15 protein-coding genes are annotated in these 16,300 nt (G+C 50.2%); 2 read left to right on the plus strand and 13 right to left on the minus strand.

Going from position 1 to position 16,300, the window contains the following annotated elements; genetic code table 11:
* Positions 1 to 7: 7 nt before the first annotated feature.
* From ACPLJI_RS05875 to ACPLJI_RS05885, 3 genes are read right to left on the minus strand one after another with little or no spacing between them, the layout of a single operon-like run.
* A complete protein-coding gene (locus ACPLJI_RS05875; protein ID WP_424731334.1) occupies positions 8 to 1,057 on the minus strand; it encodes a hypothetical protein in 1,050 nt (349 codons plus the stop codon).
* A 2-nt stretch (positions 1,058 to 1,059) separates the two neighbouring features.
* Positions 1,060 to 3,132: a hypothetical protein gene (locus ACPLJI_RS05880; protein WP_424731335.1), complete on the minus strand. Its 2,073-nt coding sequence runs from the start codon at positions 3,130 to 3,132 to the stop codon at positions 1,060 to 1,062.
* A 34-nt stretch (positions 3,133 to 3,166) separates the two neighbouring features.
* The gene (locus ACPLJI_RS05885) at positions 3,167 to 4,051 is read right to left on the minus strand and encodes a hypothetical protein (RefSeq protein ID WP_424731336.1); all 885 of its coding nucleotides are present in this window, start codon (positions 4,049 to 4,051) and stop codon (positions 3,167 to 3,169) included.
* Between the two features lie 88 nt (positions 4,052 to 4,139).
* Between ACPLJI_RS05885 and ACPLJI_RS05890 the strand changes: the two genes are divergently transcribed.
* On the plus strand, positions 4,140 to 4,523 hold the full coding sequence (locus ACPLJI_RS05890; protein ID WP_424731337.1) for a class III signal peptide-containing protein: 384 nt from the start codon (positions 4,140 to 4,142) through the stop codon (positions 4,521 to 4,523).
* Positions 4,524 to 4,548: 25 nt separating this feature from the next.
* Here the strand turns inward: ACPLJI_RS05890 and ACPLJI_RS05895 are convergent, their stop codons facing one another.
* The 3 genes from ACPLJI_RS05895 to ACPLJI_RS05905 all read right to left on the minus strand — a co-directional run bounded on the left by ACPLJI_RS05895 (position 4,549) and on the right by ACPLJI_RS05905 (position 7,092).
* Entirely contained in the window at positions 4,549 to 5,442 is an 894-nt protein-coding gene (locus ACPLJI_RS05895) for a DUF2101 family protein (protein WP_424731338.1), read from the minus strand.
* Positions 5,443 to 5,452: 10 nt separating this feature from the next.
* Positions 5,453 to 5,884 (minus strand): class III signal peptide-containing protein, encoded by a 432-nt coding sequence (locus tag ACPLJI_RS05900; RefSeq protein WP_013295637.1) that lies wholly within the window; start codon positions 5,882 to 5,884, stop codon positions 5,453 to 5,455.
* Between the two features lie 65 nt (positions 5,885 to 5,949).
* A complete protein-coding gene (locus ACPLJI_RS05905; RefSeq protein ID WP_424741167.1) occupies positions 5,950 to 7,092 on the minus strand; it encodes an A24 family peptidase C-terminal domain-containing protein in 1,143 nt (380 codons plus the stop codon).
* A gap of 147 nt (positions 7,093 to 7,239) precedes the next feature.
* On the opposite strand from ACPLJI_RS05905, the gene ACPLJI_RS05910 reads away from it, so the two are divergent.
* Positions 7,240 to 9,363 (plus strand): STT3 domain-containing protein, encoded by a 2,124-nt coding sequence (locus tag ACPLJI_RS05910; RefSeq protein ID WP_424731144.1) that lies wholly within the window; start codon positions 7,240 to 7,242, stop codon positions 9,361 to 9,363.
* A 10-nt stretch (positions 9,364 to 9,373) separates the two neighbouring features.
* Here ACPLJI_RS05910 and pyrG read toward each other — a convergent pair whose 3' ends face one another.
* From pyrG to ACPLJI_RS05945, 7 genes are all read right to left on the minus strand, one after another.
* Positions 9,374 to 10,978 carry a glutamine hydrolyzing CTP synthase gene (gene pyrG, locus ACPLJI_RS05915; protein ID WP_424731143.1) on the minus strand — a complete coding sequence of 535 codons (1,605 nt, stop codon included), beginning with the start codon at positions 10,976 to 10,978 and terminating at the stop codon, positions 9,374 to 9,376.
* 81 nt (positions 10,979 to 11,059) lie between these two features.
* Positions 11,060 to 12,241, minus strand: coding sequence for a cofactor-independent phosphoglycerate mutase (locus tag ACPLJI_RS05920; RefSeq protein ID WP_424731142.1), 1,182 nt, complete (start codon positions 12,239 to 12,241; stop codon positions 11,060 to 11,062).
* A gap of 82 nt (positions 12,242 to 12,323) precedes the next feature.
* Positions 12,324 to 13,349: a homoserine dehydrogenase gene (locus tag ACPLJI_RS05925; RefSeq protein WP_424731141.1), complete on the minus strand. Its 1,026-nt coding sequence runs from the start codon at positions 13,347 to 13,349 to the stop codon at positions 12,324 to 12,326.
* Positions 13,350 to 13,351: 2 nt separating this feature from the next.
* Positions 13,352 to 13,831, minus strand: coding sequence for an ACT domain-containing protein (locus ACPLJI_RS05930; RefSeq protein ID WP_424731140.1), 480 nt, complete (start codon positions 13,829 to 13,831; stop codon positions 13,352 to 13,354).
* A 9-nt stretch (positions 13,832 to 13,840) separates the two neighbouring features.
* Positions 13,841 to 14,056, minus strand: coding sequence for an Asp-tRNA(Asn) amidotransferase subunit GatC (gatC, locus tag ACPLJI_RS05935; RefSeq protein ID WP_147670876.1), 216 nt, complete (start codon positions 14,054 to 14,056; stop codon positions 13,841 to 13,843).
* A 119-nt stretch (positions 14,057 to 14,175) separates the two neighbouring features.
* On the minus strand, positions 14,176 to 15,594 hold the full coding sequence (locus tag ACPLJI_RS05940; RefSeq protein ID WP_424731139.1) for a DUF7411 family protein: 1,419 nt from the start codon (positions 15,592 to 15,594) through the stop codon (positions 14,176 to 14,178).
* Positions 15,595 to 15,612: 18 nt separating this feature from the next.
* On the minus strand, positions 15,613 to 16,005 hold the full coding sequence (locus ACPLJI_RS05945) for a pyridoxamine 5'-phosphate oxidase family protein (RefSeq protein WP_321211886.1): 393 nt from the start codon (positions 16,003 to 16,005) through the stop codon (positions 15,613 to 15,615).
* Between the last annotated feature and the right edge of the window lie 295 nt (positions 16,006 to 16,300).

The raw sequence follows: 16,300 nt of genomic DNA on the forward strand, positions 1-16,300 counted from the left end.
AATCACCCTAACTGTAATTGTTTGCTGCAAGACCCAGCAGGTCTTTGTAGGTTGCTGAGAGGCAGAATGGACATCCAAGGGGGTCATAAACGACATTATTCCTTACCTTGATGGTTGTCCCAGGGATTCCAAGGAAGTACTCCCTGTCAACCTTTGAGATGTACTGGTTGCCTTTGTGGTCCTCAAGTAGGGGGTCCCCTATTATGAAGGTGCTCATCCTTGTGTACTGGGGGTCCGCTGATGATGACCTGTTCTCAAGGCGGTCAAAGAATGAAAGGCCATACGGGTCCACAAAGTAGTAGGGTCTTGGTGTTATGTTACTGGGGTTGTCGGTCCCGTTGAGGCAGTACCAGAGGTTCTGAAGCCTCCCGTCCCTGTCAACGCTCTCATTGAGCCTGTAGTCTGCATATGTACCGTTACTTGCATAGTAGGGATACTTGTAGATCACGTTACTTGCACGGAACTTGGTGTTTATCCATATGTAGGGGTCCTCTATACCCTCAAGGCTCACATAGGATGACACCTGCGGCAGCCGGAACTCATATACCTGGTCCTTCTGAACAACCTTCACAGGTATGCCGCCGCGTATCTCCACTGAGAACCCGAAGGGGTCATTCTGTGTTATTGTAACGTCTGATGTGGTGAATGTTGCGTTGGTGTAATTGGTTATGGGTATATTGTTGATGTAGATCTGGCGGCCTGTCTGCCTTTCAAGCTCCTGTGATGTGTTTATGACGTTGGCGTTTATGGCATCAACGATATTCCTTGTTATGTTGGCCTTGCTGGTGCCGGCCGGGAAGAACTCAGCGTTATCTATAACGTTCCTTGATGCATTGTATGCCGCGTTACGACCCGCATCCGCCGCTGCTTTCTCAACGGTCGAGTATATTGAGCCAACCACCGTTACGGTGACATCACCACCCATTGTAAGGGCTGCCAGCATGTTGGCCTCATTGGCTATGCTTCCATAGGATATGGCGATTACAATCACCGGTATGAAGAGGAGCACTGCAAGTGGTGTGAATGCGTATCCATCCTCGTCACGGATTATGCTCATATCTAACTCCTCCACAGTGTTAGTCTAACAGGTAATGAATTGGGTATATCCCCTGTGTAGAGGGCCTCGGTCCTTATAAGTGATGGGTCCACGTTGTAGCCTGATGACTGGAGCATCTCTATGAGTTCCTGCCTTGCAAGGGCCTGGGCAGTGTATGCATCGTTGGCATATTCTGTGGCCCACATGTTTGCAAGGAATTTGGGGTATATGACGGCAACACGTGTACCTGAATATATCTCTGCATTGGAGTCCCCTGACTCCCAGCCATTCCCTGAATTTACAGTGACGCGTATATAATAGTTTCCTGGCCTTGTACTGTAGTTTCCAGGGTTGCCTCCTGTTGTGAATATCCTGCTTCCTGCAACATCAATGGCACCTATATCCAGTGAGAAGGGAACTGGACCATTGTAGAGCTGTGTCCAGGCACTCGTTGAGTTTTTAACCTCAACCCTGATGGTCTTGGTGTCAAGTCCCGCCCCCATGAATAGCAGGACCTTCTTGGCGTCCGATCCAATGGCAAACTCCCTCACAGGGGATGATACATTGGTTGAGTTCTGGTAGCTTGCAAAGGGGTAGTTGTTCCACTGGATGGGTAATGATGTGTAGGAGACCGTGGAGTAGCAGTCAACAAGGCCCACGAGGTCGTAGTCCTGGCCAGGGACGTTGTCCCATATTGTCACCCGGACCTTGTTGGTCTGCCCGGACCTCAGGTAGTCCCTGATGTATATTGTACCTGGCACGTTACCGTAACCGTCACTCACCGAACTGTAGTCTACTCCACCATAATCAAACGAACAGAAAGCCATATTCCAGGAGGTACCATTCCATACCTCCACAAGGGCATTGTCAACACCACCATATGGGTTGACAACTGTATAGGCATCGAGTATCCTTGAACCTGGGGGTATGGGGATGTCCTGTGTGACGCTAACCGCACATCCATCTGCGCTACCCCCATTAACGTTCTCAATTACGAATGGCAGACCATCGGAGTATAAATGGTTCTGTCTCACCATACTGTTCCATGCTATCACCCTCCTTGTGTTGAGGTTGGTAACCGTACCTGTGTTGAGGTCATATATACGACCGTAACCCATGGTTCCATTGTTGTCCAGTCTCGTTAAGCTGGGTACTGCGAGGCCAGCAGCGTCATTGAAGGCATATGTGCGGGTAATGATACCCTTCGGCACCTTTATTGTGTTTGTATAGTTGGCTATTAGTGAGAACCATGGCATGTCGTAATCATTATATCCCTTTGTGGTCATGTTGGTGAACTGGACATAGAACCTGTTTGAGCCGCCAGCAAGTGACGTTATGTTTCCCTGATAATTGTACATGAGTTCCCTTGTCGTTCCAGGTCTGAGGTTGAGGAAGGTGAAGCTATTGTTACTGACAACATGGGGAACATTGTTTATCACAACCCTTGCCCCGTATGATGATCTGTTCTGTCTGTTGCAGGAGCCAAGAAGGAACCTGCCCCAATTGATGTTACTTGATGGAACCGAGAATGTGATATTCTGGGGTGCGGTCTGGTACCCCCAGTAGGGTCTTGAGTAGAGGCTGTTCCAGAAATTGGTAAGCCAGTTATGGAAGTTCCATATGGTTGTGGTGGAGTTTATCTCCTGGTCCTCCAGTGAGACCTCCTCCATCTTGTACCATGCACGTCCAAGCCAGCCCTCCTCAGGACCTGAAATGACTATGGCCCTTGACGCAGTGTCCCTTGAGACCATTATGCCGCTGTCATTCCTGAGGGTCGGGTAAGGGCCCATTTTGAACTCATAACCAACTCCGGGTGGTAGCAGCGATCTCAGCTCAGAGCTTATCAGGTTCTCTGCACCTGCCGTGTTGTTCCTGGAGTACATGGCGGCTGCAGAGTAGAGTGTCCCGTCCTGTCTCATGACATCCAGGGCGTCCGCTGCCAGGGCCTCAAGGTGCTGATGGTCAGACCCCATATAATTTGGAAGCGCAAAGTATGTCACAATTGATGCTGTGAATATGAATACAACAACCAGGGCCAGGACGGCATCGGTTGTGAATATGAATCCTCCCTCATCATCGCCAAAATCACGGATCATAACTGATCACCTGCATCAGGTAAATTATTTATTATCATTTTAGCCAGAGGTACAGGACAAATCTGGCTGGCCTTAACCTCACGTTATCAAGTGTTATCTGATCTGGGGGGGTGCCTTTGGGCGCTGCAAGGATGTAGACATCCATTGATGCCCCTGGGTTACTCTGGGTTCTGACACTCAGTATGTTATCCCTGAATGTTGTGTTATTGTAGAGGTAGGTCTCATTTATCTGTTTCTTGATCTCTGTGATGTGCCTGTTTATCTCGTTTGGGGGCACAACACGGTTGTTGTTAACATCCACAAATGCTGAATCGTATCCCCTGTTGATTACAAGAACCCAGTAGTCGTAGATTCTAAGATATGCTTCATTGGTTGGGAAGTTGGTTGTGTATGTCCTTGGCTGCCCAGCATCCCTTATGAGGCCCTCTATTGAACCCACACGCTCAACGTTGGTGGTGAGGACGTAACGTTCAACCCTTGCAATGTCAGGGGCACTTGTGTTAAGGGTTCCAAGGGTTCTGACAGTGAGACCCTCGGTGGTGCTTATGTTTATATAGTAACCATACTCCGGGCCCACAAGTTCCCCCATGTTGGTTGTGTTAATCCCGGCGATCTTTGCCGGGGAGAGGTAGTTTTTCTGGGGCATGTTTCTCACAGGGTCATACCTTGCAAGTCCTATGCTCTGGGGGTTTCCGAGCTGCTCCCAGTCTGGGGGGACACCAGAGGTTTCAACCAATGCATCCGCTATATCAGATGCCTGGCGGTCAAGGGCGCTCTGATAGATGGTGCTCTGTGTTAAATACATTATGTTATCCATATCAGCAGCAAGCATGCCCAGCATGATTGTCAATGGTATCAGAGCCAGAAGTATGTCAAGTGAAAATGCAAAACCCCTCTTATCAGCCAGTATACCCCTCAATTTTATCCCCTTCTCTTTATATGCGATTATTTATGCCGGGAATGTTATATATAATTGATGATTCATATATCAGTAGGATGGTGATTATATGGACTCCAGGGGTCAGATATCAGCAGAATTTATCTTGATCATTTCATTCATACTGATAATCGTGATTGCTTTCTCGTCAATTGCAGGCCCCCAGTCACAGGAGAACAGTATAGCCGCCGCCGCAAGGGAGGGTGCCTCAGCTGCGGTTGCTGAAATGGCATACACCAACGTATCCATGAAGCCCATAAAGGTCACAAAGACAACCATAACAGGTGAAAGCAACAGGATCATAACTGTATACTTCGACACCCCCATTCCTTCAAATTACCGGGCACTGGTGATAAACAGGACCGTTGAGTCCCTCTTAGGTCTCAATGGAGTAAAGCCTGTTAACAGCACCACCGTGAGGCTTGGGGATAAGACATACACGGTACAGATCTAAAAAAAATTATTCATTTATATTCAGTTTACCCTTCCACACCGGTTATCCTAACAGGTCTGTTGCCCCTCATGCTCATTACAGACCCTTCCACTGCAAGCTTCACCGTATCCCCAACCTCCACATCAAAGCCACCATTCTCCACGATGTAGACGTCGGGTTTAACGTTGCTCCTTATATCATAGTCAACCCTGACATAGGATGTGTTTTCACCGGTCTCTATAACCTCACCAAAGGTGTAGTCGCGCACATACCTTATTCTGAATATGAGGAAAACCACTGCAACGGCCAGCACGGCAAAGAGGAGTGTTGTGAGTGCAGGGAAAAATACAAATGGAAAGGCCATTGTGAGGGCAGAGTTACCTGATACGAAAATTATAACGACCCCAACAGCCACGTACATCAGGAAGAAGTCCCTGTAGGCCTCAAAGTCCCCGGGGTACATGACCCTTATCTGGCGGTAGAGTATGTACAGGAGGAGTCCGAGGAGTATAAGTGCCGCCGGCATGAATACAATGAGCGATATGAAATTGAAGACGTATATTATCGAGAGCACGATGAATCCGGAGGCTGTTAGCTGAAGTTTAAGGACCGCGTTTTCCTTCTCTGCTGAGTCAAAGTGCCCTGCCTTGATGATTATTGGGGCGTCGTCCTCAGGTAACTCGATGTCATGGTTCCTCGCCTCCTCAAGGATTTCCTGAACCTCCTCATCCTGCTGGGTTGGGATACGCTCCCCTATTGACTCAGCCCTTTCCCTGACCCTTCTTCTCACATCGTCAACATCAACCTCTGAGATTCCCTTCCGGAGATCAGATGTTATGCTCCTTATCCTAGCCGGAAGCCTTATGATTCCAAAGATTGCCGTTCCAATGAGTGTGAATAGGGTTATCACTGCACTGCCGAGTCTTGAGAAGAAACTCATTAAACCCCTCCTAGGTCCTTGTTACATTTGTTATGAGTACGGTGGTGGAGTTAAGTGGCCACTGAACCACTGCGCGGTACCAACCCCTCTGAACATTCACTGACTGTGATGTGAGGCTGTACTGTGTGGGGGCTGTTATATTTGACTTTGTACCGTTACTGTAGGTGACTGTGAATATCACGCTGTTATTGGCAAAGATGAGTGTGCCATCAACGGGGATGTAGAAACTCACGGTTCTCTTTGCCCCTGGACCATTGGAATAGACTATATCTGCTGCATCTGAGAGTGTCTGAACAGCCACCTTGGCATCCGATGCCCTGGATACATCAGTACTCGCCTCTATTGAGCTCCCTATGAGGGGTATGGTCACGCCACCCAGCACAAGGAGGACCACGAGTATGAGTAGGAGATACTCCAGGGAAACCTGTCCCCTGCTATCCATGCGGATCACCTTCAACATTTAATATCTCACCTGATATTTATGTGGAGGGACTCTTAAATACTTGGCTAAAATACCAGGTCAAATGCCCTGAAGAGTATCACCGCAAGGTCACCCACAAGGAGTGAGATAACAAGCCCGATGAGTATTGCGGGGGCAAAGGGCAGGCCCCTCCTTATGCGGAACTCGTCTCGGATCTTTCCGCTATCCACAAGGTCCCTGAGTGTCTGGATCTCCTCATCCCTCAGGCCGGCGGCCATTGCCGAAATTACAGGTTCGCCCCTGTAGGTCAGTGTGGAGACATCCCCTGTCCTTGCAGCGGTCCTGAATCTGTCGGTGAATGAGGTGTCATCAAAGTAGTATTCATCACCCTTTCTGTAGAGTGTGTGGGCGAGTATCATGCCCTCCCTCAGTTCATCCACGTGCATGGTATCCTGCAGGGCCTCCCTTGTGATTGATGTCAAAAGTTTTCTTATGAGCTGTATGGCTGTTATTGAGACCCAGAGCACAACAAAGCCACTCACGGTTAACTCAAAGTTCCTGTAGAGGGAGTAGACGATTATAACAGATACAATCACAGCCTTCACCCTGTTGGGGAGGCGTGATATGACCATGGTGAGGAGGTATATCAGTATGAGTGAGAGCACTATTATCTGGAAGGGTAGAAAGTCTGTTATGATGAACGTGAGCGTCACCGCCGATGTGATCACAAGGGCGAGGACCATGTTCGTCCTATACTGTTTCAGGGGCTCCATGAATTCATCCATGAGGTCCCTCCTTGATGTGTAGATTATGAAGAAGACGTATACCAGGAGAAATGGTAATAGGGACAGTATGCTGTTTATTATAAGTGTTAATGGGAACGGATAAGCTGCTGTTACAGGAAAATCTACTCCAATGAAGGTGTAACCCACAATGGATGGCTGGAAGGGTAGAAGAGCTGTGATGGCGGTGAATAGCTTGACGTCACCACCAGCCCAGGCACCCATCCTCCAGAGGACGTAACCGAGGGCAAATATGCCCGCAGTGAAGATGACGGTGTATATGAATATCCAGGGGTCCGCCTCAGTGTAGGCCCTAATGGCGTTAAATGCAAGACCAAGACCAATAACAGGAAATGTGAGGCGATTGGGGATTAAACCCCTCTTCATATCACTGTAGGATGCATAGAAACATACGATAAGTGCCAGGAAAACAGGAATCGACTCCATGATCATAAAATCACTCCTCTATTTATCAGCAGGAGAATCTCCATATTTAGGATTCACTTCTAATTAATTCTCAGAGTGAGAATATTTAAGTTTTTTTGAATAAATCTCAGACTGTGTCAGGGTTACAAACCAAAGAGTGGATACAGATTGAGTCAGGACCAGGAATCAACCGGTAATCTTAGAAGAACTGATAGGAGAACACTTGTTCTCATGCTTGTAATATTCGCCACTGGATTTGCCCTTCGGGCCGGTTCGGTTGCCACGGTCCAGGGCGTATACAGTGGGACCTACAGCCAGCCATACATGTATGACATGGACTCCTACTATAACCTCAGACTCGCATCCAACCTCCTTGACCATCAGGCCCTCTCAGAGGATGGCTGGGACAGGTACTCATATTACCCGCCAGGTGTACCCCTCAATTACCCGCCACTTCTCGCTTACCTCACGATCCTCGTTTACATGATCCTCTCACCATTAACAGGGTTAACTGACCTTGCATTCTGGCTTCCAGCATTCATAGCACCCCTTGCAGGTGTCCTGGTATTCGCCCTTGCAAGGTCACTTGAATGTGATGACCTTTCATCGGCGGCCGCGGGTTTTCTGGCGGTTTCTGTACCCTTCTACTTCATGAGGACTGTGCCTGGATTCTATGACACAGACATGTTCAACCTCGTGCTTCCACTGGCTGTGGTACTCTCACTTCACCTTTCTGTTGAGAAGGGCAGCTGGAGGCATGCGGTCTTTGGAGGAGCTCTTATGGCCCTTTACTCAGCCGCATGGAATGGATGGCAGATACTCTACTGTATCCTTGCAGCCAGCGTGATCCTCTCCCGTAGCTTGAGGCGAAGGGAGCCCATTATATTCCTGCTGGTAAGCACGGCCCTCATTGAGGTTATTGCTCCCGGCAGCATCCCCTCGATTCTCTCAGGTGCCCTCAGGATACCTGAAGGAGTGAGTTCCGCATACCCCTTCCCCAATCCATATGCCAACATAACGGAGCTGCAGAGACCTGGACCTGCAGATGCGGTGATGGCCCTCGGACCAGGTCTCCTCCTGGCGGGCACTGCCGGTTTCGGGGCCCTCATAAGGGATCACAGGAAAGGTTTGATGCTACCTCTGCTGACCCTCTGGACAGTGACAGGGGCGGTTTCAATGCTCTGGGGTATAAGGTTTTCTGAGGTGGCTGCTGTCCCCCTTCCTGTCACATCTGCACTGTTTCTCAACGAAATCAGGAGAACAGAAATAACAGCGGGTTTCATGGACCTTTCTGACCCAAAATTCAGAAAAGCCCTCCATGTGGCTGTGGCGGCCATGGTGGTCCTTCCCTCTTTCCTCATATGCATTGACAGTTACAGTGCACTGCACCCGAGGGTTAATGATGACCTCATGGCCGCGGCACATTACATAAGGGAGAATACATCCAGCGGTACGGTGGTGATCTGTAACTGGGTCCACGGGCACTTCTTTGCCTTCATGGCTGAGAGGCCTGTAAATTTTGATGGAAGACTTGCCTACATTGAAACCATTCCCTGGAGGGGTTCTGATTATCCGCTTGATCCCCGGGTTCCCGGGGTTTACAGGGAGTACTGGCAGGACAGGGCACTTGCAACATCAGACCCTGTGCTTTCAGCTGAGATCCTCTCAATGCTCGCATCCTCTGGAGATGATGCCTACCTTGAGGTTCTGAAAAATGAAAATGACTCTGCAGCTTCAGCCCTAATCCTGGGGGACGTTCTGGGTGTTAAAAGTGCTGAACGCGCTGATTACCTCATGGAGAGGTATGGTTTCCATGAAGATGCTGCGAAAAATCTTGCATCCATCCTCAAAAGAAAATCAGATTATGTTCTCGTAACCTACGATCGCCTCATAGACAAGGGTTACTGGATACTCTACTATGGAAGCTGGAACTTCACAGGAAAAACAGAGGAACCACTCTACTCCACAGGCACCATCCTCTCAATTGAACCGCTAAGAAGCAGCGACGGCCTTTTATATGATGATGGAAGCGTGAAATTCAATGGTATGAATGTTTCGAGGCTTTACCTGGTGAATGGAACTTCAGAGATTATTGAGGGTGACCCTGATTCAGATATCGTTGCATTCGCACTCCTTGCAAGAAACCGGACCGTTGTTCTCCAGAGGGAGTATGAGAGGTCAATGTTTGTGAGACTTGTGATTCTGGGTGATGGTGGTGGTGTATTCAGGGCTGTTATGAGGAGCGGGGATGTAACGGTATGGGAGCCTGTTATAAGGAAATTTGAAAAATAGGTTAAAGGAATCAAGATTCCCTGTTTTCAAATGCCGCCTTCAGGAATGATACGAAAAGTGGGTGCGCCCTGTTTGGTCTTGATTTGAACTCAGGGTGGAACTGGCATCCCAGGAACCATGGGTGATCCCTGATTTCAACAATCTCCACCAGAAACTCGTCGGGTGATGTCCCTGAAATCACAAGGCCCTTATCCTCAAGTTCATCCCTGAATTCATTGTTCAGCTCAAACCTGTGCCTGTGCCTCTCAGTTACAAGTTCCTCCCCGTAGGCCTCATGGGCGAGGGTGCCCTCCCTGACCCTGCACTCATAGGAGCCGAGCCGCATGGTTCCACCCATCTTCCTTATCCTCTTCTGCTCCTCCATCATGTCAATCACAGGGTAGGGTGTGTCCTGGTCGAACTCTGTACTGTTGGCGCCCTCCATCCCATTGAGCCTTGCAAACTCTATCACCATGCACTGCATCCCCAGGCATATGCCGAAGATGGGAATCTTCTCCTGAAGGGCGAATCTCACAGCATCGAGTTTTCCTGAGATACCCCTCTCACCGAAGCCGCCCGGGATCAGTATGGAGTCAAGGTGTCTGAGTTCATCCACACTGAAGTTATCATCGGCACTTATCCATTCAATTTCAACGCGGATTCCCAGGTGGGCTGCGGCGTGCCTGAGGGCCTCCCTTATGCTTATGTAGGAGTCCTCAAGTTCCACGTACTTGCCCACTATTCCAACTGTCACCACCGGCTCATCTATCATGAGGGATTCCACGATTTTTCTCCACTCCTTAAGATCCGCCCCTCCCTCAACATCCAGTTCTATCCTCCTCACTATGTATTCACCGACATTTTCACTGTCAAGGACCAGGGGGACCTCATATATGGATGATGCGTCTGGGGCGTTTACGACCGCCTCCTCCTCAACGTCACAGAAGTGGGCTATCTTCTTTTTGAGTGATGAGTCTATGGACATCTCACTGCGGCAGATTATCATATCGGGGTTTATACCCGTACTCCTGAGCTCCTTTGTGCTGTGCTGTGTTGGCTTTGTCTTGAATTCCCCTGCAGCCCGCAGATATGGTACATAGGTTACATGGACGAACATGACATTCTCATGGCCCTCCTCATTCCTCAACTGCCTCAGAGCCTCCAGGAACGGCTGTCCCTCTATGTCACCCACGGTTCCGCCCACCTCAACCAGGACGACTTCGGCCCCGCTTTTATCTGCAATCCCCCTTATCATGGATTTGATCTCATCGGTGATGTGGGGTATTATCTGCACACATGAGCCCAGGTAGTCGCCGGACCTCTCCTTGTTGATGACAGACATGTAAACCTTACCGGTGGTTATGTTGGCCTCACCGGGAAGGTCTGAGTCCAGGAAGCGCTCGTAGTGGCCCAGGTCAAGGTCAGTCTCCATACCATCATCGGTAACAAAGACCTCACCGTGCTGGTAGGGGTTGAGGGTCCCCGAGTCCCAGTTGAGATAGGGGTCTATCTTGATGGCTGTCACGGAAAGCCCGTATGATCTCAGTATCCTTCCAATTGATGCTGCTGTTATCCCCTTGCCTATGGAACTTACAACTCCTCCTGTTACAACAATGTACTTGGCCAGATGAACCAACTCCTGATTGGTTTAATAAGATTAATGAAAATAGTCTATGTGGCTCATAGGTATTAAAAATTCGTACCCTGAAGCCAGAACCTAGAGGGTTTTCATTACCTCTATGAGTCTGTGACCCTCCTCAAGGCCCAGTGAGCCCTCTCTGACGGAAAATTCATCGTATGATTTTACAGAATCAGGTTCAATACCATCACCTGCAAGTATGCAGGGTACAGGGTCAGGTACATGGGTTTTCACCTCAACTGGTGTTGGGTGGTCTGGAAGCACGGATATCCTGCAATCGTATTCTGTCATACCATCAAGTATCCTTCCAAGCACGAAGCGGTCTATGTTCTCTATTGCCCTTATCTTCTCCTCAACGTCACCTGCGTGTCCAGCCTCGTCGGGTGCCTCCACATGGACAAAGAGGAAGTCGTATTCCTCGAGAGCCGCTGCGGCGTACCTCCCCTTGGCCCTGTAGTCGGTGTCAAGGTAGCCTGTTGCGCCGGGGACATGGATGTTCTTCAGGCCCGCATACACACCAAGGCCCTTTATCAGGTCAACGGCTGTTATTGTGGCGCCCTTCAGACCATATTTCTCAGTGAATGGTTCCATCGATGGTCTGGTGCCCTGGCCCCAGAGCCATATCATGTTTGCTGGCCTCTTTCCCCTGGCAATCCTTTCATGGTTGACCCTGTGTGATTCAAGTACCTCCCTTGAGCCGAGCATGAGCTCCCTTATATGGTCTGCCTCAGGTGACCCCCCTGGAAGGTGCTGGTCCAGGGGTTCGCCCACGATGTCATGGGGGGGTTCGACTCGCACATCGGTATAACCGGCTCCCGTGATGACAAAGAGGTTCCTGTAGCTCACTCCTGGATAGAATCTTCCCGGGGTTTCAAGGTGGGTGTTGAGGGTATCTATGAGCTCTGCTGCATCATCTGTTTCAATGTGGTCAGCGTTAAAGTCCACTATCCTCTCATCTGCGTTTATCAGGTTGCATCTGAATGCAACGTCCCTGGTTGAGAGCTCCACGCCTATACTTGCAGCTTCGAGGGGTCCTCTCCCTGTGTAGTACCTTCTGGGGCTGTAACCCATTATGCTGAGGTTAGCAACATCTGAGCCTGCCTCCATACCTTCGGGTACTGTCCTGAGGAGTCCGCATGCGCCTTCAGATGCAAGCTGGTCCATGTTGGGTTTATCCGCAACCTGGAGCGGTGTCCTGCCATCAAGTTCATCAAGGGGATAATCTGCCATTCCATCTCCAACAAGAATAACATACTTCATGATAATCACTGCAATGGATTGAAATATCCAGTAACGTACTTCATTATCATCACTGTAATGGATTAAAAAACATGAAAAACCGTTATCTGATACCTCTGTGCCTACGCCATATGGTGAGGGTGTCTGTTAGCATGGCCGAGGCTGTCTCCAGTGAACCTGCACCCCTCCCAACGGCTGTGACCTCACCTGCAAGGTCGGTCCTGAGGGTTGCCATGTTGAGTGTCCCGTCAACAGCGTAGGGGGACCCCATCCTCACGAGCCTCGGGCCCACCTCCAGTTTATCATCCGATATCTCAGCAATGAGCTTTATGAGGTAACCCTCCTGGCCTGCCAGTTCAATGGCCCCCTGGGTTATGCCAGTGATGCCCTCCACACTGACATCCCTGAGGGTGCATGGCCTCCCGAGGATTGCATTGGCGAGTATCACCGCCTTGCATGCAGCGTCCGTACCCTCAACATCCTGTGCAGGGTTGGTCTCTGCTATACCAAGTTCCTGTGCCTCAAGGAGGGCCTGCTCATAGGATGAACCCTCTGAGGTCATCCTTGAGAGTATGAAGTTTGTGGTTCCGTTCAGTATCCCTATCACCGATTCTATGCTGCAGGATGTGAGGGTCTCCCTTGCAAGGTTTATTATGGGCATGGCCCCACCAACCGACGCCTCGAACATGAGCTCAGCGCCGACCTCCAGGGAGAGCTCCATGAGTTCAGAGTAAAAGAGTGCCAGGTGCCCCTTATTGGATGTTACAACGTGTTTCCCATCGCCAAGGGCCTTCATGAGGAGTGACCTGCCGGGTTCACCATCCGTTATGCTTGTGGGGGTTGCCTCAACCAGGCAGTCGTATTCGACCTCATCCAGGAGTTCAAGGCCGCTCATACCCTCGTATCCATCGGGGTGTGTGCCCACACCCTCCCTCTTCTTGTGTTTTAGGATTTCAGCTATATCAAGGCCGTTTCTATCATTGATGGCCCCTGATGAATCTGCAACCCCTGTGAAGGTTAGCTCTAAACCATATCTTTTTTTTAAGTATTCACCCTTGAGCTGGGCCGCCCTGAGGAAGCCCTGACCCACCGCTCCAAGACCAACTAGACATATCCTCACTCTTATCACCCCTAGACCTCTGTTATGAGGAGGAGGTCATGTCTGGCGGCGGCCTCCTGAATCCTCTCAAGGACCATCTCCCTGGTTCCATGCTGGACCTCAACGGTTATCCTGGCTGACTGTCTTTCCCCGGACATTCTGAGGGAAAGGTCAGACACTGATGCTCCTCTGACGCTGTTTATTGATTCCACAGCCTCATGGAGGTCTCCCTCTGAGATTTCACCTATCAGTATGCTTGTGAATTTTTCCCTCAGGGGGGCGCCGTCCATCTCGATTATGTTAACACCCCGCTCCTGAAGTTTGCTGATGGCGGCGTCAAGGGTTTCCCTGTCACCCTCCACTGTGAGCTGCACCGGTACCACTGGCCCGTATTCACGGTCCCTCTCATGTATAACAGTCACTATATTGGCGCCGGAACTTCCCAGGGGTTCCAGTACAGATAAAAGTTGCCCGGGGGCATCCCGGAGTTCAATCACCAGGTTTAACCGCATCCTTAACACCTACTGGGTCCATTCACCCCTCTCAACAACTATGTTGCCGTCCTCATCAACCGGGGCGTTTCTGAGGATCTTCTCAGGGTCAGTCTTCTCAACCTCATCCTCACTTGTCCTGTTAAGGTTATCAACGATGTAATATGTTTCCTCAAGTTCAGGGACGTCTTCAAGTGCCCTTGAGAATTCCTCGAGGATCTTCTCAGCCTCTTTCTCTATCTTCATGCTGGATTCCTCCCGTGATGGGTAATCGTGAATATGAACATGTGAGTCTACTATTGATTTGAAGTGATATAAATGCTTAGATTAGACCTGGTACCTGGTGGGGCGAACCAGTGATGGGATCATCCCTGGAAGACCCCACCTTCATTCATGAGTCTCCTCATGAAGGCCTCATGGTCAAATCCAGGGAGCACCCTCCTTCTAAGTATCCGATCAACTCCTGAACCGTACTGGGCGGCCTTCTTGGGCCTCTTTGCAATGTACCCGGGGACCCCCATCTCAGCCGCCACATCCCTGAGGATGTGCTTTCTCATCTCATCATCGGGACCGGTTATCTTGAGGCATGTGGGGACCCTGAGGGCTGCCCCAATGACCTCCAGGTCAAGGAAGGGGACCCTGAGTTCCACCGAGTTTGCCATTGTAACAGCGTCATCCCTTTCAAGGTTGACACGGTACATGTTTTCCAAATCATGCCTGAGGGCCTCTTCAATGTTTCCCTCCTCCAGGAGCCTCCTGTAGCGGTGGTAGCCTGCGAAGAGCTCATCAGCTCCCTGACCTGAAAATATGACTCTGAAGCCTGCAGCCGATGCCTCCCTGGATGCAAGGTAGAGGGGTGTGGCAATGGCGATCTGAATGGGACTGTACACCTCAATTGCACGGAGGACATGGGGGAGGGCACTCCTCACAGCCTCCTCTGTAACATCAATTACCTGGAGGTCCATGTCAAGGTCCTCTGCTGCCCTTGATGCGAATTCAAGATCCGCTGATCCCGGCGTACCCACGGTGTAGAGGGTTATGTCCAGGTATTCGCTGAGGATCACCGCAAGGAGGGTGCTGTCCACACCACCTGAGAATACGAGTGCGGCCTTCCTGAGTCCCCTGGTCCTCTTTTTTACCGACTCCATGATGGCAGATTTCAGGAGGCCCTTAAGTTCCGTGGGGTTTTCAGTGCATTTTCCAGGCCGGGGAAGTCCCCGCAGCTTCACCATCCCACCATTTATAATTGCGTGTCCCGGTGGAAGACTCTCCACATCCCTCAGGCCTATACTCCAGAGGGCCTTTCTCTCTGATGCAAAGACCTCCCCGGCATGGTAGAGGGGCTTAACACCAACAGGGTCCCTCACTGCCGCAAGGTTCTCACCATCGGTGTAGATGAAGGCATAGTCCCCATCTAGTTCACCGACGGCAAAGCGGATTGCATCCTCAAGGTCGCCTCCGTGGCCCTCTATGAGGTCCAGTATGATGTGGGCGTCACTCCCTCCAGAGGGGGGTTCATGACTGTAGATTTCACCGTTGAAGACCAGGATGCCGTCACCTGCAACCGGCTGGGGTCCGCCCACTATTGAGAGGAGGTTGTGTCCCAGTGCAATGTCCTCTGAGGGCGGTGCCTCAATCACATCCTCCCCCGCACCGGTTTTTATGGTGATCCTGCTGTCATGGTAGAGGCCCCTTGCATCAGGGCCCCTGTGTCCAATCGTTCCGAGCATTGCGGCGACCCTGTCCCTGGCGCCCGGTCCCCTGAAACCTGCTATGCCGCACATCCATTTCACTCTGGAGCTTCAGGCAACCTTTTCACCGGCCTCTGGGCCCGGTTTTACTGAGTATATTTCCTCAACCGTCATGAGTATGGCGGATTTTGGTTCGAGTTCTGTCATGACGTTCTGGGCCCATTCAACGACCATGTCAAAGTATTTGCCTGATTTGAATATCTCGACTGTGCCCTTGAACTGGTATGGGCATTCCCTGGCGTTCTGTGGTATCAGTGCAATCTTGGGGTTTTCATGGAGGTTTCTTATTGTCTTTTTCATGTAGTTGTCTGCAATGAGGATGGTCTTCTCATCAAGTGGCCTTGCGAATCCTATGGGGACCACGTTTGGTGTGCCCTCCTCATCGGCGGTTGCGACAAAAACGAGTTCCTTTTCGATGGCATCCATCATCTCACGACTCATCATATAATATCACCGTTTACCTATTACTCAGTGATCAGTAGATAAATTTAACCCTCATTCTTAGGATTGTTATGAGACCTTTGAATAAGTTTTAAACCGTTATAAGACAGTATATGTGCCTCTAAAGCATTCAGCACATTTCTAATGCCTCCTGAATCTCCTCTGTCCCCTGAGGATCATGTGGGCCTCCCACCATGCCATACTGAATCCCATCTGGAGAGCCCCTAAACTTAAACTGAAATCCCGTTAAGATCCCGCTGGAATATTGGGTTCTGTATGTGCCTTTAAGCTGGATAGG

Origin of the sequence: Methanothermobacter sp., from assembly GCF_049720995.1 — an archaeon.
In the GTDB taxonomy this organism is placed as follows: Archaea; Methanobacteriota; Methanobacteria; order Methanobacteriales; family Methanothermobacteraceae; genus Methanothermobacter.